Annotated in this window: 19 protein-coding genes and 1 pseudogene; 7 read left to right on the plus strand and 13 right to left on the minus strand. The window is 68.8% G+C overall.

Translation table 11 applies throughout. From position 1 onward, the window contains the following. Positions 1-10: 10 nt before the first annotated feature. The gene (locus G6N56_RS08255) at positions 11-1219 is read left to right on the plus strand and encodes a serine hydrolase domain-containing protein (protein WP_085254963.1); all 1209 of its coding nucleotides are present in this window, start codon (positions 11-13) and stop codon (positions 1217-1219) included. Positions 1220-2083: 864 nt separating this feature from the next. Here G6N56_RS08255 and G6N56_RS08265 read toward each other — a convergent pair. The 3 genes from G6N56_RS08265 to G6N56_RS08275 are packed head-to-tail and all read right to left on the minus strand — an operon-like array spanning position 2084 to position 4030. Further along, on the minus strand, positions 2084-2884 hold the full coding sequence (locus G6N56_RS08265) for an Fpg/Nei family DNA glycosylase (protein ID WP_085254960.1): 801 nt from the start codon (positions 2882-2884) through the stop codon (positions 2084-2086). Positions 2885-2887: 3 nt separating this feature from the next. Then, complete coding sequence (locus G6N56_RS08270) at positions 2888-3367, minus strand: ribose-5-phosphate isomerase (RefSeq protein ID WP_085254990.1); 480 nt, start codon at positions 3365-3367, stop codon at positions 2888-2890. Between the two features lie 39 nt (positions 3368-3406). Beyond that, positions 3407-4030 (minus strand): Rv2466c family mycothiol-dependent reductase, encoded by a 624-nt coding sequence (locus G6N56_RS08275; protein WP_085254959.1) that lies wholly within the window; start codon positions 4028-4030, stop codon positions 3407-3409. Positions 4031-4139: 109 nt separating this feature from the next. Here G6N56_RS08275 and pepN point away from each other — a divergent pair, with 109 nt between their 5' ends. After that, a complete protein-coding gene (gene pepN, locus G6N56_RS08280; RefSeq protein ID WP_085254958.1) occupies positions 4140-6734 on the plus strand; it encodes an aminopeptidase N in 2595 nt (864 codons plus the stop codon). A 90-nt stretch (positions 6735-6824) separates the two neighbouring features. On the opposite strand, the gene G6N56_RS08285 is transcribed toward pepN, so the two are convergent. The 3 genes from G6N56_RS08285 to G6N56_RS08295 are packed head-to-tail and all read right to left on the minus strand — an operon-like array spanning position 6825 to position 8229. Beyond that, a complete protein-coding gene (locus tag G6N56_RS08285) occupies positions 6825-7292 on the minus strand; it encodes a DUF5130 domain-containing protein (protein ID WP_085254957.1) in 468 nt (155 codons plus the stop codon). Next, on the minus strand, positions 7279-7506 hold the full coding sequence (gene ctaJ, locus G6N56_RS08290; protein ID WP_085254989.1) for an aa3-type cytochrome oxidase subunit CtaJ: 228 nt from the start codon (positions 7504-7506) through the stop codon (positions 7279-7281). Before ctaJ ends, G6N56_RS08285 begins: the two co-directional genes overlap by 14 nt. Positions 7507-7563: 57 nt before the next feature. Next, the gene (locus tag G6N56_RS08295) at positions 7564-8229 is read right to left on the minus strand and encodes an HNH endonuclease (protein ID WP_085254956.1); all 666 of its coding nucleotides are present in this window, start codon (positions 8227-8229) and stop codon (positions 7564-7566) included. Positions 8230-8372: 143 nt separating this feature from the next. On the opposite strand from G6N56_RS08295, the gene G6N56_RS08300 reads away from it, so the two are divergent. The 3 genes from G6N56_RS08300 (at position 8373) to G6N56_RS08310 (ending at position 11419) form a co-directional block, all read left to right on the plus strand. Then, entirely contained in the window at positions 8373-8762 is a 390-nt protein-coding gene (locus tag G6N56_RS08300) for a globin (RefSeq protein WP_085254955.1), read from the plus strand. Then, positions 8762-10330, plus strand: a complete 1569-nt coding sequence (locus tag G6N56_RS08305; RefSeq protein WP_085254987.1) for a glycoside hydrolase family 13 protein — start codon at positions 8762-8764, stop codon at positions 10328-10330. The genes G6N56_RS08300 and G6N56_RS08305 overlap by 1 nt, the downstream gene beginning before the upstream one ends. Positions 10331-10402: 72 nt before the next feature. Beyond that, positions 10403-11419 carry an FAD/NAD(P)-binding protein gene (locus G6N56_RS08310; protein WP_085254988.1) on the plus strand — a complete coding sequence of 339 codons (1017 nt, stop codon included), beginning with the start codon at positions 10403-10405 and terminating at the stop codon, positions 11417-11419. A 22-nt stretch (positions 11420-11441) separates the two neighbouring features. Here G6N56_RS08310 and G6N56_RS29440 read toward each other — a convergent pair whose 3' ends face one another. Further along, a complete protein-coding gene (locus G6N56_RS29440; protein ID WP_264019728.1) occupies positions 11442-11576 on the minus strand; it encodes a hypothetical protein in 135 nt (44 codons plus the stop codon). A 91-nt stretch (positions 11577-11667) separates the two neighbouring features. On the opposite strand from G6N56_RS29440, the pseudogene G6N56_RS29740 reads away from it, so the two are divergent. Next, positions 11668-11850: pseudogene (locus G6N56_RS29740) on the plus strand (amidohydrolase family protein); the annotation flags it as partial. After that, complete coding sequence (locus G6N56_RS28960; protein WP_264019727.1) at positions 11819-12367, plus strand: amidohydrolase family protein; 549 nt, start codon at positions 11819-11821, stop codon at positions 12365-12367. The pseudogene G6N56_RS29740 and the gene G6N56_RS28960, both read left to right, overlap by 32 nt. A gap of 14 nt (positions 12368-12381) precedes the next feature. Here the strand turns inward: G6N56_RS28960 and G6N56_RS08320 are convergent, their stop codons facing one another. The 6 genes from G6N56_RS08320 to G6N56_RS08345 all read right to left on the minus strand — a co-directional run bounded on the left by G6N56_RS08320 (position 12382) and on the right by G6N56_RS08345 (position 22882). Beyond that, entirely contained in the window at positions 12382-13047 is a 666-nt protein-coding gene (locus G6N56_RS08320) for a DUF8185 domain-containing protein (protein ID WP_085254954.1), read from the minus strand. Continuing rightward, entirely contained in the window at positions 13035-13448 is a 414-nt protein-coding gene (locus G6N56_RS08325) for an acyl-CoA thioesterase (RefSeq protein ID WP_085254953.1), read from the minus strand. The genes G6N56_RS08320 and G6N56_RS08325 overlap by 13 nt, the downstream gene beginning before the upstream one ends. Continuing rightward, complete coding sequence (locus G6N56_RS08330) at positions 13445-18289, minus strand: NAD-glutamate dehydrogenase (RefSeq protein WP_085254952.1); 4845 nt, start codon at positions 18287-18289, stop codon at positions 13445-13447. Before G6N56_RS08330 ends, G6N56_RS08325 begins: the two co-directional genes overlap by 4 nt. Positions 18290-18374: 85 nt before the next feature. After that, positions 18375-20051, minus strand: coding sequence for an energy-dependent translational throttle protein EttA (gene ettA, locus G6N56_RS08335; protein WP_085254951.1), 1677 nt, complete (start codon positions 20049-20051; stop codon positions 18375-18377). Between the two features lie 80 nt (positions 20052-20131). Further along, the gene (locus G6N56_RS08340) at positions 20132-20614 is read right to left on the minus strand and encodes a single-stranded DNA-binding protein (protein ID WP_085254986.1); all 483 of its coding nucleotides are present in this window, start codon (positions 20612-20614) and stop codon (positions 20132-20134) included. A gap of 180 nt (positions 20615-20794) precedes the next feature. Beyond that, entirely contained in the window at positions 20795-22882 is a 2088-nt protein-coding gene (locus G6N56_RS08345) for a bifunctional copper resistance protein CopD/cytochrome c oxidase assembly protein (RefSeq protein WP_085254950.1), read from the minus strand. Between the last annotated feature and the right edge of the window lie 10 nt (positions 22883-22892).

Below are 22892 nucleotides of genomic sequence, written 5' to 3' on the forward strand. Positions count from 1 at the left end.
GAAAGGCGCCATGAACGACGCCCGAACAACCGCGGAGACGAGCACCACGATCCACGGCTCATGCGCATCCGAGTTCGCCGGTGTGCGTAAGGCATTCGAGCGCAACTTCGCGCTCCGCCGGGAGGTCGGCGCGGCGGTCGCGGTATGGGTGGACGGCGCCCTCGTGGTCAACCTGTGGGGCGGGAGCGCCGACGCGGCCCGCACCCGTCCCTGGCGTCAGGACACCCTCACCACCGTGCTCTCCGGCACGAAGGCGCTGACGGCCACCTGCATTCACCAGTTGGCCGATCGCGGCGAGGTGGACCTGCACGCGCCGGTGGCACGCTATTGGCCCGAATTCGGGCAGGCCGGTAAGGAAGGCATCACCCTGGCCATGGTCATGGGCCACCGGTCCGGGGTCATCGGGCCGAACAGGCGGATGCGCTGGGAAGACGTCGCCGACTGGGATTTCGTCTGCGAGCAGCTGGCCGCCGCCGAGCCCTGGTGGCGGCCGAACACCGCCCAGGGCTACCACATGACCACGTTCGGCTTCATCCTCGGCGAGGTCTTCCGCCGCGTCACGGGTCGAACGGTCGGGCACTACCTGCGCACCGAGATCGCCGAACCGATCGGCGCCGACGTCCACATCGGGCTGTCCGCGGCCGAGCAGCGCCGCTGCGCCGACCGGGTGAACAAGCCGCATGCCCGGGACCTGCTGGCCGACGCCCAGGCCCCCGGCTATCCGACCAGCCTCGACGAGCACCCCAAGGCCGGGCTCGCGGTCTCGATGGGATTCGCGGGCGACGACGAGCTCAGCTCCCACGACCTGCAACTGTGGCGCCAACTCGAGTTCCCGGGCACCAACGGCCAGGTCTCGGCGCTGGGGCTGGCGACGTTCTACAACGCGCTCGCCCAGGAGAAGCTGCTCAGCCGCGAGCACATGGATCTCGTGCGGGTATGCCAGGGCGGATTCGAGCCCGACCTGGTGCTCGGTCCCAGGGTCGCCGACCACGGGTGGGGCTTGGGCTACATGCTCAACCAGCGGTGCGTCAACGGGCCCAACCCGGGCATCTTCGGGCACGGCGGCCTGGGCGGCTCATTCGGGTTCGTCGACTTGGAGCACCGGATCGGCTACGCGTACGTGATGAACCGTTTCGACGCCACCAAGGCCAACGCGGACCCGCGCAGCGTCGCCCTCAGCAGCGAGGTGTATGCGGCGCTGGGAGTGGCCCCCGAATAAGCGCCCTGCCGGATGGCAGGGCGCGTTCGGTCGCGTGGACGGGATCAGGGATGCCAGCCGGGCGGTGGCGGTCCGGGCGGGCCCCACGGGCCACCCGGTGGCGGCGGCGGACCCCAGGGACCACCCGGCGGTGGCGGTGGACCACCCCATCCCGGTGGTGGCGGCGGGCCCCCGCGCCAGTCATGGCAGCTGTTCCAGTCCCAGTTGTTCCCCCAACCCGGGTCCCAGAACTCGCCGGGGCACCATTGCGGGAAGGGACCCGGCTGCGCTTGCGCCTGAGTTGCGATGCCCAAGCCCGCCAATCCCAGTCCGCCGATTGCGACCGCTGTTGCGGCTAAACGTGGAAGCGTCATCACAGAGGTGTCGGTACCCCGTCGGGAACGCCGGCCAAACTTCCACGCCCGACGCTCACCGCGCCGCACCCTGCCGAACGACGTCGGCAGGGTGCGGCGCGTGTCGATGCGAGTGGATCAGCGATGCCATCCCGGACCGCCGGGACCGCCCGGGCCGCCTGGCCCTCGGAACGGTTCCGGGTGTGGGTTGGGGCCCGGTCCACGCCAATTGTCGTGGCAGTGCCCCCCGTCCCAGTTGTCGCCCCAGCCGGGATCCCAGAAGTCGCCGGGGCACCATTGCGGAAACGGACCCGGCTGCGCCCGGGCTTCGGTTGCTAGCCCGGCTCCGACCACCCCAAGACCAATAACTATGGCGAAAAACGTTGCAGCTAAACGAGAAATAGTTGTCACGGTGGTTACTACTACCCGCACGCCCACCGCGATCAAACAATAGACGTCAGCGTTTCTTGCTGGCAGTTTCCTGGGAAGCGTGCACCAGCCATTACCGGGGGCTGGCCGGCGGTGACTTCGGTCACTTCTGGCAGGTCGGGCACCAGAACACGTTGCGGCCCTCCAACACCGCGGTGCTGACCGGCCCCCCGCACACCCGGCACGGCTCGCCGGCGCGCCGGTACACGTAGGTACGGGGCCGTCCCGGGCGGTATGACGGCGGGCCGTGATCGTGTTCGGGCTCGACCACAACGATCTTGCCGCGCCGCAAGCCGACCTTCATCAGCGCGACCAGATCGGTCCAGGCCGCGCCGAACTCCGCTTCGCCGATCCCCCGGCCCGGCCGGTACGGGTCGATTCGATGGCGGAACAGCAACTCGCTGCGGTACACATTGCCCACGCCGGCGATGACGGCCTGGTCCATCAGCAGCGCGCCAATCGGCCTGCGGGACTTTGCAATTCGCGTCCAAGCCCACGACGGGTCGGCATCGCGACGCAGCGGGTCGGGACCCAACCGGGCCAGCACGTCGCTGACCTGCGCCTCGTCGACGACTTCGCACACCGTCGGGCCGCGTAGGTCGGTGCCGTGGTCGGCACCGACCATCCGCATCCGCACCTGCCCGACGGGTTCCGGGAGCACCGCACCGTCCTCGCGGGGCCACTCGGTGAAGGCGCCGTAGAGACCGAGGTGCACGTGCACGATCGGCCCGCCGGCGTAGTGGTGGAAGAGGTGCTTGCCCCAGGCGCTGGTGCGCAGCAGCACCCGGCCGTCCACCGCGTCGCTGGCGAAGCGGCCCTGCGGGCTGGAGACCGCGACCGGTGCGCCGGAGAACCGGCGCTGGTGCAGCCGGGCCAGCCGGTGCAGCGTATGCCCTTCGGGCATGGGTCAGGCCGGGGCGCCGGGGACCGGCGGCGCCCGGTGCGTGCGCTCGTATTCGCTGAGGATGTCGATACGGCGTTGATGCCGTTCGGCTTTCGACCACGGTGTGGTGAGGAACGCGTCCACGAAGGACAGCGCCTCCTCGACGGTGTGCATGCGACCACCGATTCCGATCAGCTGCGCGTTGTTGTGCTGCCTGGCCAAGCTCGCCGTCTCGACGCTCCAAGCCAGCGCGCAGCGGGCCCCCGGCACCTTGTTCGCCGCGATCTGCTCCCCGTTGCCCGATCCACCCAGCACGATGCCGAGGCTCTCGGGGTCGGCCACCGTGCGGGTGGCCGCGTCGATGCAGAAAGCCGGGTAATCGTCCTCGGGGTCATAGCCGAACGCGCCGCAATCGATGGGCTCGTGCCCGGATTGCTTCAGGTGCTCGATGATCTGCTGCTTGAGCTCGTATCCGGCGTGGTCTGAACCCAGGTAGACGCGCATGCCCGACATCCTTGCATGCCGCGGACCGCCCCCGCCGAGTCAGTCGAACTGCGGCGGCTCGGTGCGGGTCCGCTTGAGCTCGAAGAAGTGCGGGTACGACGCGAAGGTCACCGAGGCGTCCCACAGCTTGCCCGCTTCCTCGCCCCGCGGGATCTTCGAGATGACCGGACCGAAGAACGCCACACCGTTGACATGGATGGTCGGGGTGCCGACGTCGTCGCCGACCGCGTCCATGCCCGCGTGGTGGCTCTTACGCAGCGCGTCGTCGTAGGCCTCGCTGTGCGCGGCCTCGGCCAGCTCCGCGGGCAGTCCGGCGTCGGCGAGCGACAACTTGATGACCTCCTCGAGGTTCTTGTTGTCCTCGTTGTGGATCCGGGTGCCCATGGCGGTGTACAGGGGCGCCAGGACACCGGCGCCGTGGGCCTGCTCGGCCGCGATGGCCACACGCACGGGCCCCCAGGCGTGCTTCATCATTTCCCGGTACTTGTCGGGCAGGCCTTCTCGGTTCTCGTTGAGGATCGCCAGGCTCATCACGTGGAAGTGCACCTCGATGTCGCGGACCTTCTCGACCTCGAGGATCCAGCGCGACGTGATCCAGCACCACGGGCACAGCGGATCGAACCAGAAGTCGGCTTGGTTTTTCCCGGTAGCGTTCTCGGGCATAGCGCAGTCCTTTCGTCGGTCAAGACACCGTCCAGCACAACCGTAGGCTTCCCGCAGGTGTTCCCACTGTGCGCGAGAACCGCGCGGACCCAGCACGTAAGTTGGACGCGTGGCCCTTCCTAACCTCACCCGGGACCAGGCCGTCGAGCGCGCCGCCCTGATCACCGTCGACAGCTACCGGATCGACCTCGACGTCACTGACGGCAGTGGCGCCCCGGGCAGGCGAACGTTCCGGTCGAAGACGACCGTCACCTTCGACGCGCTCCCCGGCGCCGACACGATGGTCGACCTCTCCGCCGACACCGTGCGCAGCGCCACGCTCAATGGCCGCGAGCTCGACGTGTCCGAATACGACGAATCGACCGGCATCCCGCTGCGCGGGCTCGAGGAGCACAACGTCCTCGTCGTCGAAGCCGACTGCCGCTACTCCAACACCGGGGAGGGACTGCACCTGTTCGTCGACCCGGTGGACAACGAGACCTACCTGTACTCGCAGTTCGAAACCGCCGACGCGAAGCGGATGTTCGCCTGCTTCGACCAGCCCGACCTCAAGGCGACGTTCGACGTCACGGTGACCGCGCCCAGGCACTGGAAGGTCGTCTCCAACGGCGCCACCGTGTCGGTCTCCCAGGCGGACGGGGCCGCCGTGCACACCTTTGCCACCACACCGCGGATGAGCACCTACCTGGTGGCGCTGATCGCCGGGCCGTACGAGAGGTGGCTGGACACCTACACCGACGAGCACGGCGAGATCCCGCTGGGCATCTACTGCCGGGCCTCGCTGGCCCCGTTCATGGACGCCGAGCGGCTCTTCACCCAGACCAAGCAGGGATTCGGGTTCTACCACAAGAACTTTGGACTGCCGTACGCGTTCGGCAAGTACGACCAGCTGTTCGTCCCCGAGTTCAACGCCGGAGCTATGGAAAACGCGGGCGCGGTGACCTTCCTCGAGGACTACGTGTTCCGCAGCAAGGTCACCCGCGCGTCGTACGAGCGGCGCGCCGAGACCGTGCTGCACGAGATGGCGCACATGTGGTTCGGCGACCTGGTCACCATGACGTGGTGGGACGACCTGTGGCTCAACGAGTCTTTCGCGACCTTCGCGTCGGTCTTGTGCCAGGCCGAGGCGACCGAATTCACCGAGGCATGGACGACTTTCGCGACGGTCGAGAAGTCGTGGGCGTACCGCCAGGACCAGCTGCCGTCCACCCATCCGATCGCCGCCGACATTCCCGACCTGGCCGCGGTCGAGGTCAACTTCGACGGCATCACGTATGCCAAGGGCGCGTCGGTGCTCAAGCAGTTGGTGGCCTACGTCGGGCTGGAGCACTTCCTGGCCGGCCTGCGGGACTACTTCCGCACCCACGCGTTCGGCAACGCCACGTTCGACGACCTGGTCGCCGCGCTCGAGAAGGCGTCCGGGCGCGATTTGTCCGACTGGGGGCAGCAGTGGCTGAAGACCACCGGGCTGAACACGCTGCGCCCCGAGTTCGACGTCGACACCGAGGGCAAGTTCACCCGGTTCACGGTGACGCAGGGCGGCGCGGAGCCGGGTGCCGGTGAGACGCGCGTGCATCGGCTTGCGGTCGGCATCTACGACGACGACGCGGCCGGCAAGCTCGTGCGGGTGCACCGCGAGGAACTCGACGTCGAGGGACCTGTCACGGAAGTGCCCGCGCTGACTGGAGTTTCGCGTGGGCAGCTGGTGCTGGTCAACGACGACGACTTCACGTATTGCTCACTGCGGCTGGATCCGCAGTCGCTGCGGACCGCGCTGCGGCGCATCGCCGACATCGCCGAGCCGCTGCCGCGCACGCTGGTGTGGTCGGCGGCGTGGGAGATGACCCGCGCGGCCGAGCTCCGGGCCCGCGACTTCGTCGCGCTGGTGTCGGGCGGGGTGCAGGCCGAGACCGAGGTCGGCGTGGCGCAGCGGCTGCTGCTTCAGGCGCAGACCGCGCTGGGTTCCTACGCCGAGCCCGGCTGGGCCCGCGAGCGCGGTTGGCCGGAATTCGCCGATCGGCTACTGGAGTTGGCGCGCGGGGCGGAGCCCGGATCCGATCACCAGCTCGCGTTCGTCAACACCCTGTGCTCGTCGGTGCTCTCGACCCGCCATGTTGTGATGCTCGCCGACCTCCTCGACCACGATCCCGCGGAGTCGGGGCTGGCCGGGCTGGTGATCGACACCGACCTGCGGTGGCGCATCGTCACCGCGCTGGCCACCGCCGGACACATCGACGCCGACGGGGCCGCGACACCGTTCATCGATGCCGAGGTGGAGCGCGACCCGACCGCCGCGGGCAAGCGGCACGGTGCTCAGGCCGCGGCGGCGCGCCCACAACTGGCGGTCAAGGAGCAGGCGTGGGCCACGGTGGTCGAGGACGACACCTTGCCCAACACCACCGCGCGGGCGATCATCGCGGGCATCGCGGCGCCCGGTCAGCACGAGCTGCTCAAGCCATTCACCGGCCGCTACTTCGAGGCGATTCCCGGCGTCTGGACGCGGCGATCCAGTGAGGTCGCCCAAACGGTGGTGATCGGCCTGTATCCGCACTGGGATATCAGCGACGAAGCCGTCGCAGCGGCGGACGAGTTCCTGTCCGCGCCCGATTCGGAGGTGCCGCCGGCATTGCGGCGCCTGGTGCTCGAGGGGCAGGCCGGGGTGAAGCGGTCGCTGCGGGCGCGCAAGTTCGACAGCACCGAGTAGCGGGCGGGCCCGGCTCGACGCCCTCCGCGCCATCAGCGCCTCATCGAGACGCCCGCGACGGTGGCGCCCCCGAAATCCAGGCCGCGGAAACTACGCCGGGGAGATCGCCGCGCTCATGACGCGGATGGCGCTGACCAGCCCGTCGACCAGGTCACCGCGCTCGAAGGACGCCGACGCGGCGGCCACCCCGAGCGGCGCGGCCGATTCGGCGCCGCGTCCGCGGACTGCCGACCCGTAGACGACCTCGATGGCGCGCTGGTCGGGCGAGACGGCGAGCAGCACGGCGTCGTCCGGCGTGGGAACCCTGGCCAGCAGCTCGCGCGCGCGTGCGGCGGTGTCGGCGCCGAGGTCGCCCAGGTACACGGCGAACCGCGCATGCGAGGCCCGCGACCCATACTTCAGGGCGTCGTCGATGGCCACCAGGTCCTTGATCGGGAAGGGGTAGTGCACGGACAGCTCGCCGGGCTCGGTGACCCCCGAGATCCGGCCGCTGGTCGTGATCACCGAGCCCGGGGGCAGTTCCGCCGGGTCGATTGTCGCTACGTCACCACTTGCCACTGGCGCCACCTCCCACCGAAAACTCCGACTTGCCGTGTCCCCCGTGGCCATGGCAGACGTCCTCATCGACCGCGGCCCAGAGGATCGGCGGGTGTGTCCACTTCTCGCCCAGCTTGTAGGTCGCGGGGTGCGGCCCCTTGCGGGACCAGATCAGCACCGAAAGCACGACCACCAGCAGCAACGGTATGCCGATCAAGTACAGGTGGATCTCCAGCATGCTCACGACGCAAACGGTATCCCACGGGATGCTTCACCGATACACGTGATCGGCTTATGCGGCGCCTTCGCCGAGATACCGGGCCCACGCGGGATCGAGCTCCTTGACCGTCGACAGCAGTCGCCAGTGCTGCCCGGTCGGGGGCAGCGGCGTGCGGCGCAGCGCCCAGCCGAGCTCGGCGAGCAGCTTGTCGCCCTTGCGGTGGTTGCAGGTCGAGCAGCACGCGACGCAGTTCTCCCACGAGTGGTCGCCCCCGCGGCTGCGCGGCACCACGTGGTCGATCGTGTCGGCCTTGGCCCCGCAGTAGGCGCAGCAGAATCGGTCGCGGTGCATGAGCGCGGCGCGGGTCATCGGGACGCGGGCGCGGTAGGGCACCCGGACATACGTCCGCAGCTGGATCACCGACGGCACGACGATGGACTTGCTCGCCGAATGGATCACGGGCCCGGCCGGGTCGTGGTGCACCACGTCGGCCTTGCCGCAGATCACCATGACGATCGCGCGCCGCATCGGGAGCGCGGTCAGCGGCTCGTAGGTGGAATTCAGCAGCAGCACCCGTCGGCGACTCCAGATTGAGGCGGTGTCGCTGCGGGTAAGCGGGTGCGTGTCGGCGCGGGGATGACTCTCGAAGCTGTGCAGGGACGACGCGGTTGGGGGCCCGGTTAACCCTGCCGCGGCACCGGTACTGCGGTGGGTGCGGCGTCTCTTGCCCTGCGCCATAGATCCTCCGGGGACAGTCCACCATGATTCGCCGCCGACCGCACGCCTATTGCTGGTGCGCGCCGTGTCGAAACGGTGAACACCCGGCACAGCTTCGGCCCGCCGCGGTTTGCCGCCCGGGCCATGCACCACAATGGAGGGCGATGGATCAAGTGACTTTCTACGACGCCGTCGGCGGCGCCGAAACCTTCAACGCGATCGTGTCCCGCTTCTACACGCAAGTCGCCGAGGACGAGATATTGCGCAGGATCTACCCCGAGGACGACCTCGCGGGCGCCGAAGACCGGCTCCGCATGTTCCTCGAGCAGTACTGGGGCGGCCCGCGGACCTACTCCGACCAGCGCGGGCATCCGCGGCTGAGGATGCGCCACATGCCCTTCCGGATCACCCCACTCGAGCGCGACGCCTGGCTGCGGTGCATGCACACCGCGGTCGCCTCGATCGACTCGCAGACCCTCGACGACGAGCACCGGCGCCAGCTGCTCGACTACCTCGAGATGGCCGCCCACTCCCTCGTGAACGCGGCCCTGTGATGGCGGACCCGATGGCGTGGTGGTCGGACGCCGTGTTCTACCAGGTCTATCCGCGGTCGTTCGCCGACAGCGACGGCGACGGCGTCGGCGACCTGGACGGTTTGGCCGGCGGGCTGGACTACCTGGAACGGCTCGGCGTCGACGCCATCTGGATCAATCCGGTCACGGTGTCGCCGATGGCCGACCACGGCTATGACGTCGCCGACCCGCGTGACATCGACCCGCTCTTCGGGGGGCTGGCCGCGTTCGAGCGGCTGGTCGCCGCGGCGCACGAGCGGGGCATCAAGGTCACCATGGACGTGGTCCCCAACCACACCAGTTCCCAACACCCCTGGTTCCAGGCGGCGCTGGCCGCGGGACCCGGCACGGAGGCGCGTGACCGCTACTTCTTCCGAGACGGGCGGGGCCCTCGCGGGGAGCTGCCGCCGAACAACTGGGAGTCGGTGTTCGGCGGCCCCGCCTGGACGCGCGTGATCGAGCCCGACGGCAACCCCGGCCAGTGGTACCTGCACCTCTTCGACACCGAGCAGCCCGACCTCAACTGGGACAACCCCGAGGTGTTCGACGACTTCGAGAAGACGCTGCGGTTCTGGCTGGAGCGTGGCGTCGACGGGTTTCGCATCGACGTGGCGCACGGAATGGCCAAGCCGGCGGGCCTGCCGGACTCGACGGACGACAGCACGGTGCTGCGCCACACCGACGATGACCCGCGCTTCAACAACCCGAACGTGCACGCCATCCACCGCGACATCCGCGCGGTCGTCAACGACTACCCGGGCGCGGTGACCGTCGGCGAGGTGTGGGTCACCGACAATCATCGGTGGGCCGAGTATCTGCGGCCCGACGAGCTGCACCTGGGGTTCAATTTCCGCCTCACCCGAACCGACTTCGACGCCGACGAGATCCACGACGCGGTCCAGAACTCGCTGGCGGCCGCCGCGATCGTCGACGCCACCCCGACCTGGACGCTGTCCAACCACGACGTGGGCCGGGAGGTCACCCGGTACGGCGGCGGCGAGGTCGGGCTGCGCCGGGCGCGGGCCATGGCCATGGTGATGCTCGCCCTGCCGGGCGCGGTGTTCATCTACAACGGCGAGGAGTTGGGCCTGGCCGACGTCGACCTGCCCGACGAGGTGCTGCAGGACCCCACGTGGGAGCGCTCGGGGCACACCGAACGCGGCCGCGACGGCTGCCGGGTTCCGCTCCCCTGGTCGGGCGACGAGCCGCCCTTCGGCTTCTCGGCCAACCCCGACACCTGGCTGCCGATGCCCCCCGAATGGGCGGCGCTCACCATCGAAAAGCAGGATGCCGACGCCGGCTCGACGCTGTCCTTCTTCCGGCGCATCATCCAATTGCACAGGGAGAGGCCGGAATTCGACGGCGGCGAGATCGACTGGCTGGCCGCACCGGCCGGCGCGTTGGTGTTCCGGCGGCGCGGCGGCGGTCTCGTCTGCGCGCTGAACGCGGGCACCCACCCGATCCCGCTCCCGCCGGGCGAGGTGATCGCAGCCAGCGCGCCGCTGAGCGACGGCGAACTTCCCCCGGACGCCGCGGCCTGGCTGGTCTAGGCGGGACCACGTGGCAAGCGCTTCGCCGCCCGCTGCTCTATATGTAATTACGTGACACCCTATGAGTGGGCGGTGGTCGGGGCGGGTCCCGCGGGAATCGCGGCGGTGGGCAGGCTCCTCGATCGCGGGATCGCCCCCGACGAGATCGCCTGGATAGACCCCGCCTTCGCGGCGGGCGACCTCGGCCGGAAGTGGCGGTCGGTGTCGAGCAACACCATCGCCGGGACCTTCCTGAGCTTCCTGCAGGGCTCGGCGGCGTTCAGGTTCGACGAGGCGCCGCCCATGCCGCTGCGGGAGATCGACCCCGACGAGACGTGCGCCCTGGCCCTGGTGGCGGAGCCCCTCGCGTGGGTCACCGGGCACCTGCGCGAACGGGTGCACATCCACGAGACGACGGCGACCGCCCTCTTCCTGGAGAGACGGCGGTGGCGAATCGAAACCGAGCTGCGAGAACTCCTTTCGAAGAACGTGGTGTTGGCCGTCGGCGCCGTCCCCAAGCGGCTCTCGTATCCGCACTTGACCGAGATCCCCGTGGAGATCGCCCTCGATCCAGAAAGGCTCGCGGAGCAGCCGCTGGACGGTGCGACGGTGGCGGTCTTCGGCTCGTCGCACTCGTCGATGATCGTCCTGCCCAACCTCCTGCACCAACCGGTCGCCAAAGTGATCAACTTCTACCGCAGCCCCCTCAAATACGCCGTCTACCTGGATGATTGGATCCTCTTCGACGACACCGGCCTCAAGGGCCGAGCGGCGCAATGGGCTCGCGAGAACATCGACGGGGTGTACCCGGACCGATTGGAGAGGTGCTGGGTCTCCAGCCCGGACTTCGCGGCGAAGCTCGACGAGTGCGACCGCGTCGTCTACACCGTCGGCTTCGAGCGCAGGAAACTCCCCGCGACGCCGCAGTGGGGCGAGCTGGGTTACAACCGCATCAACGGAATCATCGCTCCCGGCCTGTTCGGCCTCGGCATCGCTTTCCCGGAGTACGCGGAAGATCCCTTCGGCTACGGGCAGTTCCGGGTGGGCCTCAAGAAGTTCATGGACTACCTCAACGCCGTTCTCCCGCTGTGGTTGATGTACGGCACCTGATCGCCGGGCCGCAGCCCACGACTCAACGTGATTCTTTATCCGGCTGCGCCTGGGAAGCCCCGTCGGCCAATGCGGTGACGCGGGCCAACCCGTGCCGCAACGCGCGCAAGTCGGCCGGCGCGAGATCGGCGGCCAGTTGCTCGTCGAGCGCGACCATATCGACGTCAGCTTTGGCGTAGACGCGCCCAGTCGGCTCACGGTGCTGTTCATGGTCTGCGGTGTGACGACGAACTGGCGCCGTCGCCCAATATCCCGACCGGTTCGGCGGATTCGCCCTGTTGCCCTGGCAGGCGCCGCAGGGCGCCGTCGACGAGCTTGACCGCGCGGTCAACGATCTACGACTCTGCGGCGTCCTCATTGTGGGACGGCCGGGCGCCGATTTCCTCGACCACCCGCGCTATGCCCCCGTGCTTCAGAAGCTCAACGACCTTCGGATCCCGTTGTACATGCACCCCTTTCATCCGATCCCGGCGGTGCAAAGCGCCTATTACGGCGGCTTTGCCCCGGAGGTCACGGCGCAAGTCTCGCTTGGGGGGGTGGGGCTGGCACCACGGAGCCGGCATCCATGTGCTGCGCCTGATCCTGTCCAGAGCGTTCGAGCGCTTCCCGCAGTTGCAGATCGTCAGCGGCCACTGGGGCGAAATGGTGCCGTTCTATCTACCGCGGCTCGACGACGTCATGCCGCCACACGTCACCGGCTTGGCCACGACCATTTCCGACGCCTACCTCCAGCACGTGTGGATCACCCCCAGCGGAATGTTCTATCCGGCCCAATTCGACTTCATCGCACGGACAGTCGGTCTTGACCAACTGATTTGGTCCGTGGACTACCCGTACCTCACGTTGGACGGGACCCGCAGCTTTCTCGAGCAGCTTCCGATCGGGGACGACGACCGCCACCGCATCGCCCATCGCAACGCCGAAGACCTTCTGCGCCTCGCTTTTTGACACGCCGTTGCCGATCAGCTCAGGAGCAGCGCCGGATCGCCGCGCCGCCGGTACACCGAGCCGAAGCGCGCGTCGACCCGCAGCCACGTCGGCGATATCCGGACGCGGATGATCTCGTCGGCGCCTTCGGGCGACTGCGGCAGGAAACCCATTGCGGTCAAGGCGAACACGCACCGCAGGGGCAGTCCCACGCTGGCGTCGGCCGAGCTGACCTGGACGACCTCCTGGTCCAGCAGCGAGACGGGAGGGCCATGGGCGCCGCTGTGCTCCTTGGCAAGTCGGCCGCCCTGCTGCGCCAGGTCGAGCAGCACCCGCGCGGGGACGTCGTCGAGGTAGGTGAAGCCGGATTCCGGGGGCAGCGCGCCTCGCCACGCGGAGTCCATGGCGAACCCCGGATCGACGTAGCCGGAGGCGTCCATCGCGGACAGGCCGCGCGCCAGCGCCTCCGCGGCCACCGTCATGTCGCCGGGGCGGACCGTGCCGCCCACCACCCGGCTGGCGAGCACGTCGAAACCCGTTGCGACCCAGGCCGTCAGTAACCCGTCGGACCGCGTGCGCAGCCGGATGACGGCGGAGTCGTCCATCCGCAGCGCGTTGTCGACGAAGGCCGCCAGATCGCCGCGGTGGGCGGCCCTGGCTTCCGGGCCGACCCACAGCCCGCGCTCGGTTACCGGATCCACCGTTGCAGATACTCCCGATGCTGGGGGCTGAGCCGCACCAGCCGCTGCTCCTCGATATGGACGGCGGCCAGTTGCGATTCCGCGATGACGGCCGGTTTCGAATCCGGGTCGGCGAGGACGGACCGCACCTCGTAGCCCAGCGTGAAGTCGACCGCCCGCAGCCGCTTGGTCCAGATGGTCACCTGCAGCGGCGAATCGACCAGCCGCAGCTGATCCTTATAGGTGACCCGGACGTCCGCGATCAGCAGGCCGATGGTGGTGATGTCCGCGGCGAACGGCTCGCGCAGAAAGGGCACGCGCGCCTCTTCCAGGATGGTCACCATGGTCGCGTGGTTGACGTGCTGATACATGTCGATGTCGGACCACCGGACGGGCACCGGGGCGACGAAGCCGGCGCTCAACTCGACGACCCCCGTCCACTGGTGCGGGTCATGCGCCGGATCTGGCGCGCCGCCACCGACAACGTCGCGAGGTCCTTCTCACCGCTCTCCTGGATCTCCAACAGCGTGCGGCGGGCACGCTCCACGCGGGACGCGCTGATGTGCTCCCATTCGGCGATCTTCTGCTCGCCGCTTTCGTCGGGCTCCCCCACGGCGAGCACGTCGAAACACAAGGAGCGCAGCGAGGCGTAGATATCGTCGCGAATCGCCAAGCGCGCCAACGAATGCCAGCGGTCGTTACGGGGCAGCTCGGAAACCGCGGTCAACAGGCTGTCGGTGCCGAGCCGGTCCATCAGGGCGAAATAGGTGTCCGCCACCTCGGCGGCGTCTATCTCGGTGATGTCGCCGACGTCGATGATGTCCAGCAGGCTGAAGCGGTAGAGGCCGGCGGCGATAGTGTAGGCCAGGTCTTCGGGCGCGCCCTGCGACGCGAACTCCGCCGCCTCCTTCTCGACGATGGCCTTGTCGTCACCGCGCAGCCACTGCGACATCCGCGGCGTCAAATCCCCTACCTTGGCGGCGAACCGGTTGATCTCGGCGCCGACCGCGAGCGGCTGGGGGCGGTAGTTGAGCAGCCAGCGGCCGGCCCGGTCGATCAGCCGCCGGGTGTCCAGCGTGAGCCGGTCCGACACGGCGACAGGCAGGTTCGCCGCGCGGATCCGGCGCCAGATGTCCCCGACCCCGAATATCGCGTCGGTGGCGACGTAGGTGCGCACCGCATCGACCGACTTCACCCCGACGTCCTCGGTGATCCGGAAGGCGTAGCTGATGCCGGCGGTGTCCACCAGATCGTTGATGAGCATGGTGGTGACGATTTCGCGGCGTAGCTGGTGGTTGCGGATCTCGGGGGTGAACCGCTCCCGTAGCGGGGTCGGGAAGTAGAGCGGTATCCGGGAGGCGAAGACGTCTTGTTCGGGCAGCTCGGTGCCGAGCATCTCCTCTTTGAGCCCCAGCTTGACGTGCGCCATCAGCGTGGACAGCTCCGGCGAGGTCAGGCCGATGCCGGCCTCCGAGCGCCGGTGGATCTCCTTCTCCGTCGGCAGGGCTTCCAGTTCGCGGTTGAGCCCGCGTTCGTCGACCAGGTTCTGGATCAGCCGCGCATGCACGGGCAACAGGCTGGCCGCGTTGGCGCGACTGGTGCCGATCAGGTCGTTCTGCTCCTCGTTGTCGGTGAGTACCAACGTGGAAACCTCGTCGGTCATCGACTCCAGCAACGCTTTGCGTTCGTCGGCCCGCACTTTCCCGGCGGTCACCAGCGAGTCGATCAGGATCTTGATGTTGACCTCGTGGTCCGAGCAGTCCACCCCCGCCGAGTTGTCCATCGCGTCGGTGTTGATCCGCCCGCCCGACAGGTCGAACTCGACGCGGCCCAGCGCCGTGACGCCCAGGTTCCCGCCTTCGCCGATCACCTTGGCGCGCACCTGATGTGCGTTGACGCGCACCGGGTCGTTGGCGCGGTCGCCGACGTCGGCGTCGGACTCCGATTCGGCCTTGATGTAGGTGCCGATGCCGCCGTTGAAGAGCAGGTCCACCGGCGCCTGCAGGATCGCCTTGATCAGGTTGGGCGGGGACATGTCGCTCACGTCGTCGTCGATGCCGAGCGCGTCGCGAACCTGAGGGCTGACCGGGATGGCCTTGTGTTCGCGGCTGTAGACCCCGCCGCCCTCGCTGATCAACGACTTGTCGTAATCGTCCCAGCTGGACCGCGGCAGGTCGAACATGCGCCGGCGTTCCGCCCACGACGCGGCGGCATCGGGATTGGGGTCGAGGAAGATGTGCCGGTGGTCGAACGCGGCGATCAGCCTGATGTGCTCGCTCAGCAGCATGCCGTTGCCGAACACGTCGCCGCTCATGTCGCCGATGCCCACGACGGTGAAGTCCTCGGTCTGGGTGTCCACGCCCATTTCGCGGAAGTGCCGTTTGACGGCCTCCCACGCGCCCTTGGCGGTGATGCCCATGGCCTTGTGGTCGTAGCCGACCGATCCGCCGGACGCGAACGCGTCACCCAGCCAGAAGCCGTAGGACTTCGCGACGTCGTTGGCGATGTCGGAGAACGTCGCGGTGCCCTTGTCCGCAGCCACCACCAGGTAGGCGTCGTCGCCGTCGCGCCGCACCACGCCGGGCGGCGGGCTGACCTTCCCGGTGCCGTGGTCGACGTTGTCGGTCACGTCGAGCAGCCCGGAGATGAACAGCTGATAGCACGCGACGCCCTCGGCGCGGGTGGCGTCGCGGTCCGCGGCCTGGTCGCCGGTGGCCAGCGGCGGTCGCTTGACGACGAAACCGCCCTTGGCCCCGACCGGCACGATGACGGCGTTCTTCACCGCCTGCGCCTTGACCAGGCCCAGGATCTCGGTGCGGAAGTCGTCGCGGCGGTCCGACCAGCGCAGGCCGCCCCGCGCCACCGGACCGAACCTCAGGTGCACGCCCTCCACCCGCGGGGAGTAGACGAAAATCTCGTACTTCGGGCGCGGCAGCGGCAGCTCGTCGACGAGCTGTGCGTCGAGCTTGAGCGCCAAGACATTGCGGCGGCGGGCCGAACCCTCGCGCGTCACAAAGTAATTGGTGCGCAACGTGGCCTGCACCAGCGACGCGAACGCGCGCAGGATGCGGTCGGTGTCCAGACTCACCAGCGCGTCGATGTCCTGCGCGACCGCCGTAGCGGCGGCCTGCGCGTCGCGGCTCGTGGACGACCGTTCGGGGTCGAAGAGGGCCTCGAACAGCGTGACCAGTGACCGGGCGGTCCTTGGGTGCTCGTTGAGCACCGACTCGATGTACGACTGGCTGTACGGAAAGCCTGCCTGCCGAAGGTATTTCGCGTACGCCCGCAGGAGCACCACCTGCTGCCACGTCAGCCGCGCGCGCATGACCAGTTCGTTGAACCGGTCGACCTCGACGCGGCCCTGCCAGATGGCGGTGACCGCGTCGGCGAAACGCTGGGCGGTCGACTCGCGTTCCTCGGCCGTCGACGCTGCCGGGATGGTGGGGTGGGGCTGGATCTTGAACTGGTAGATCCACACTGACAGCCCGTCCGCGCGGGTGACCGTGAATGGCCGCTCCTCGAGCACCACGACGCCCATGCTCTGCAGCATGGGCAGCAGCTGGCTCAGCGAGGCGGCTCGGCCGCCGAGGAACCAGGTCAGCTGGGCGGCCCCCTCCTCGGCCCGGTCGGAGAACACCAGCTTGACCGAATCGTCCTGCAGCCGTTTGATGATCGCGATGTGATCGATGGCCTCGCCGGGAGTGACGGCCTGCTTGTAGACCTCAGAGAAGGCGGCGGCATAGTGCTCGGCATCGGTGTGGGAGACCGAGCCGTCCGGAAGGTCGGCGGCCGCGCCGATCAGCCGGTCGGTCCAGGTGCGCGCCGCCTCGCTCAGCAGACCCTGAATCCGGAGCCGGTTGCCTTCGGAGACATCGACCGCGTCCGCATCCTCGGGCAGGCGGACCATGAAATGCATGAGAGCCCAAGGTGATTCGCTCACACGGGCGGTGAATTCCAGTCGGGTACCGCCGAATTCGCGAACGAGGATGTCCTCGATCTGCAGCCGCACCTGGGTGGTGTAGCGGTCGCGGGGCAGGTAGACCAGGCAGGAGACGAAATACTGCAGCCGGTCGGCGCGCAGGAACAACAGCGCGTGCCGCTGCGATCCCAGGTCCACCACCGCTTTGGCCATCTTCAACAGCCGTTCGGCGCTGAGCGTGAACAGCTCCGAGCGCGGGACGGTCTGGATGACGTCGAGCAACAGCTGCCCGGGGTGAATCGGGTCGCTCTCGGCCATCGTCAGCGCCTCGCGGACCCGCCGCGAAATCGTCGGAATCTCAAGCACATCGGCGTTCATGGCGGCGACGGTGAAGAGCCCGACGAACCGGTGCTCAATGACGCCGTCGTCACCGCCGACGTCGTCGCGAACCGCGACGACATACGGGTACGCGCCGTAGCGCAGGTAGCTGCCCACCACCGACTGCGCCAGCACCAGCAGCTTGTCGTCGTCGGTCAGCCGGGGCCGCGAACCGGCGCGGGTACGCAGTACGCCCAGGCCCGGTGATCCGTCGCCGGACACCAGACCGTCGTGCACGCGGCAACGCTGGTAGCCCAGCAGGAGGAAGTTGCCGTCGGCCAGCCAGCGCAGGAGCCCGGCGACGTCGTCGCGGTCGGGCGCCGAGAAGCGCCCGCCGGCATTGGCCTCGACCTCCGAGGCCAGGTCGCACAGGGTGGAGATCAGTGTCGACGCGTCGCTGGCGACCTGCTGCACGTCGGACAGCACCTTGGGCAGCAGGCGCTCGACCTCGACGAGGCCCTTGCTGTCGACGGAAGGCTCCAGCTGCACGTGGATCCACGCCTCGCCGACGTATTGCGACGCGTCCGCCGGCTTCGGTTCGACGCTCTGCAGATCGCCCGCCGGATCGCGCCGCACATCGAAGACCGGGGTCATGATCGCGGCGTAGGCGACGCCGAGCCGGTGCAGCAGCACGGTGACGGAGTCCATCAACATGCCACCGTGATCGGTGACGACCTGCAAAGCGGGCCCGAACCCGGCGGGGTCGTCCGGGGCGTAGACGGCGACACGGCTTTCACCGGCGGGGCGGCGCTCGCCGAGCCGATAGTGCGCGCCCAGCATCCCGGGACTCACGATGGTGGCGGGGACCGTCAGATCGACGGGTCCGGTCGCGGTGCCGGGCTCGTCACTGTGCGGACCGCGGTAGCTCTCGATGTAGGCGTTCGAGATCCACTCGGGAATGTCCTCGAAGTGACTGAAAGCGGTCCACGGCTTGAGATCCTGCTTAGCCCCCGGATCGATCGTCATGCCGACTGCTCCCAACTCACGACGGTGCGACGCTGCCCCATCCGCCGACACTCCACGGCGTTCGCGGAGCGCGGCACAGCTGACCTTAGTCTCGTGTCAGCTTCCGGTGGGTGACTCTGTGCGGACGCGCGGCTTCGGCTCCGAGCCGTTCGACCTTGTTCTCCTCGTATGCCCCGAAGTTGCCCTCGAACCAGAACCACTTGGCCTCGTTGTCGTCGTCGCCCTCCCAGGCCAGGATGTGCGTGCAGGTCCGGTCGAGGAACCAGCGGTCGTGCGAGATGACCACCGCGCAGCCCGGAAAGTTCACCAGGGCGTTCTCCAGCGAACTCAGCGTCTCGACATCCAGGTCGTTGGTGGGCTCGTCCAGCAGGATCAGGTTGCCGCCCTGCTTGAGCGTCAACGCCAGGTTGAGCCGGTTGCGCTCGCCGCCTGAGAGCACGCCGGCCGGCTTCTGCTGGTCGGGGCCCTTGAACCCGAACGCCGACACGTAGGCCCGCGAGGGCACCTCGGTTTGGCCGACCTGGATGTAGTCGAGCCCGTCCGAGACCACCTCCCACACCGTCTTCTTGGGGTCGATGCCTGCGCGCGCCTGGTCGACGTAGCTGAGCTTGACGGTCTCCCCCACCTTGACCGTGCCGCTGTCCGGCTGTTCGAGCCCGACGATGGTCTTGAACAGGGTGGTCTTGCCCACCCCGTTGGGGCCGATGACGCCCACGATGCCGTTGCGCGGCAGGGTGAACGACAGGTCCTTGATCAGAGTGCGTCCGCCGTAGCCCTTGTCGAGGTGTTCGACCTCCACGACCACGTTGCCCAGTCGGGGCCCGACGGGAATCTGAATTTCCTCGAAGTCAAGCTTGCGCGTCTTCTCCGCCTCGGCGGCCATCTCTTCGTAGCGCTGCAGGCGCGCCTTACTCTTGGCCTGGCGCGCCTTGGCGCCGGACCGCACCCAGGCCAGTTCCTCGGCCAGCCGCTTCTGCAGCTTGGCGTCCTTGCGGCCCTGCACCGACAGCCGCTCGGCCTTTTTCTCCAGGTAGGTGGAGTAGTTGCCCTCGTAGGGGTAGGCGCGGCCGCGGTCGAGCTCGAGGATCCACTGGGCGACGTTGTCCAGGAAGTAGCGGTCGTGGGTGACCGCCAGCACGGCGCCCGGGTAGGCGGCCAGGTGCTGTTCGAGCCATTGCACGCTTTCGGCGTCCAGGTGGTTGGTCGGCTCGTCGAGCAGCAGCAGGTCGGGCTTGGACAGCAGCAGCTTGCACAGGGCCACCCGGCGGCGCTCACCGCCGGACAGGTTTTTCACCGGCTCGTCGGGTGGCGGGCAGCGCAGCGCGTCCATCGCCTGCTCGAGCTGCGAGTCGACGTCCCACGCTTCGGCGTGATCGAGCTCCTCCTGGAGTCGGCCCATTTCCTCCATCAACTCGTCGGAGTAGTCCGTGGCCATCAGCTCGGCGACCTCGTTGAAGCGGTCCAGCTTCACCTTGATGTCGCCCAGGCCCTCCTCCACGTTGCCGCGAACGGTTTTCTCCTCGTTCAGCGGCGGTTCCTGTTGCAGGATGCCGACAGTGGCACCCGTCGCCAGAAAGGCCTCGCCGTTGTTCGGCTTGTCCAATCCGGCCATGATCCGCAAGACGCTCGACTTGCCGGCACCGTTGGGGCCGACGACGCCGATCTTCGCGCCCGGGTAGAAGCTCAACGTGACGTCGTCCAGGATCACCTTGTCGCCGTGCGCCTTGCGGACCTTCTTCATCGTGTAGATGAACTCAGCCATGCCGCGGTATCGCCTTTCTGGTCTGCAGAGTGATCTCGCGGACCATCCTAGGCACCACCGCGGGGGTGCCGGGCCAGCGCCTAAGCCGACAGTGGCAGCCGAGCGGCCTGAGTGGGGTCGGCCTCGCCGCCCGACCCCTCGTCAGCGCCGGCGTCGGACGTTGCGGGGACCGTCCGGGTGGGAGCCTCCTCCGGGGAGGGACCCGTGTAGCCGGGCTTCTCGATGCGCACGATCGCGCGGGAGACATCCGGCCCCACCGACGTGGCGCGCATCTCCAGAGACGACCGACGATTGCCGTCGCGGTCCTCATACTCGCTCGTGTAGACGTGGCCCACCACGATCACCGGGGCGCCCTTGCCCAACGCCGCACCCACTCCGGTGACCAGCCTCCCCCAGCAACTCACGTTGATGAACAGGGAGTTGCCCGGCTCCCAGCCGCCGTCGGCGGTGCGTCGTCGGGAATTGCTGGCCACCCGGAACTTCATGACCTCCTGGTTGCCGACCTGCCGGCGCTCGGGGTTGGTGACGATGTGGCCGACGACGGTAAGCGGGGTTTCGAACATGGACTCATTCCTTTCGTGTTGCATGTGTCTGGTGCCCATTGGGCGCCAGACCACCGACAAACCGAACCGGATCGTGGTCAGGACGCTCGAAGCCTGTGCAGAAACCCGCGACTGTGGATGGATCGCGGAACCGCGGGCGTAACGTCGCCGCGAGAATCGGTCGCCGAAAGCGCGGTGGCGTTACGCTCGCGGATTCCCGTTGGGTTGGCCTGCGGTGGGACCAGATGTCTCCCGGCGCGCCAGCTCGGCCAGCATCGCGTTGTAGGCCGCCAGCTCGGCGTCGTCGTCGCGGTCGGCGGCGCGGTCGAGCCGCCGGGCGGTCCGCTCGTCGCTGCGCGCCCACTGCACCAGCAGCGCGAGCATCACGATGACCAGCGGCACCTCCCCCGCCGCCCAGGCGATGCCGCCGCCCAAGCGCTGGTCGCCGAGCAGGTCGGTGTGCCAGCTCAATCCGAGCGACCGGTAATAGTCGGCGCCGAGCACCTTCCGGGTGCCCATCAGCACCACCCCGAAGAACGCGTGCAGCGGCAGGGACGCGAACACGACGCCCACCTTGGCCAGCGGCGGGATGGGCCGCGGTGTGGGGTCGACCCCGATCACGATCCAATAGAACACGTAGCCGCTGAGCAGGAAGTGCACGTTCATCGCCACGTGTCCGGCGTGGCTGCTGACCGCGGTGTCGAAGAGGTTCGAGAGGTACAGCCCGTAGAACCCGGAGACGAACAGCACGGTGGCCACCACCGGGTTCGTGACGAATCTCGAGTACCGGCTGTGCAGTGCGGCCAGCAGCCATTCGCGCATCCCGGGCGGGTCGTCACGGCCGGCGGCCGGCAGGGCCCGCAGCGCCAGGCTGACCGGGGCGCCGAGCACCAACAGGATCGGGACGAGCATCGAAAGCCCCATGTGGGCGACCATGTGCACGCTGAACATCGCCGGCATGTAGCGGCCGACGCCCGACGACGTCACGAACAGCAACGCGAAGCAGCCGAGCAGCCAGGCCAGGATCCGGCCCCGCGGCCAACTGTCGCCGCGGCGGCGCAGCCGTACGACCGCCGCCACGTAGAGCACGGCAAAGACGATCGCGGCCGTGCCGAAGATCAGGTCGAAGCGCCAGTCGAAGAGGATGCGGGCCACGGTCGGCGGTCCGTCGAAGTCGTATCCGATCTCCGCCTCGGGGATCGACGGCAACCGGTTGCGAGGCGGTGGCGGTGGCGTGCGGCCCAGCCCGACGGCGACGCCGAACGTGACGCCGAATAACGCCGCCTCGGTCAGCGCGAGCCGGACGAGGGCGCGTCGTGCGGCGGCGCGTCCCGGGTTGGTTTGCAACCCGGCCACCGCGGTGCGCCGCTGGCGCCAGCCGAGCACGCCGAGCGCGCACAGCGCGGCGAGCTTGGCCACCACGAGCCGGCCGTAGTCGGTGGTCAGCAGGTCCGACGGCACCACGCGCACCAGTGCGTTGACGACGCCGCTGAGCGCCATCGCGACCCAGCACCACAGTGCGAGCGCGGAAAATCGCCGGGCCGCCAGGCCGAGGTGGTCGCCGCCGCGCAGCGCATGCGCGAGCAGTGCGAGGAGGCCGCCGGCCCACAGGCTGGCGGCGACCAGGTGGATCAGCAGGGCGTTGGTGCCCAGGTCGTGCGAACCGCCGGCCGACGAGTGACCGGTCAGCCCGAGCGGAATGAGAGTCACCAGCGATCCCAGGAGCAGCAGCGGCGTCCAGGACCAGCGCAGCACCGACAGGCTGGCCAGCGTGACCACGGCGGCCAGCACCGCGGTCCAGCGCCAGGCTGAGGCGGTGTTGATCAGGCCGGCCAGCGACCAGATTTGCACCGGGTTGAGGTGATCGCTCAGGCGCTGGCCCGAGACGTCGGACACGGTCAGCGGGACCAGCAGGGCGGCGCACACCGCCCACGCCCCCGACGCCACCGTGCCCACGCGAAGCGCTCGGTACCCGCCGGCGTCGAGGACGCCGCTGCGTTGCGGCGGTGTCAGGAACGCCGCGAAGAGGAACGACCCGACCGCCAGGACCGCCGCGATCTCCCCCGCCGCGCGGACGAACGGCAGCCCCAGGGTGGTGGCCGGTCCCGGGTCGGGCAGGCCGGTGGCGGTCAGCGCGTCGGCCAGCGACAGCGCCCCGACGCCGGCCGCCGTGCAGCCGGCGAGGATCGCGACGCCGAGCAGCAGCGGCCATACGGGCGCGCGGCGCCCGGTCGGCGCCGTTTCGATGGCCCGGTCAGCGTTCTCACCGACGGGCCGGGTAACGGTCATGCACCCAGGG

The sequence above is a fragment of the Mycobacterium saskatchewanense genome, from assembly GCF_010729105.1.
GTDB classification, from domain to species: Bacteria; Actinomycetota; Actinomycetes; order Mycobacteriales; family Mycobacteriaceae; genus Mycobacterium; species Mycobacterium saskatchewanense.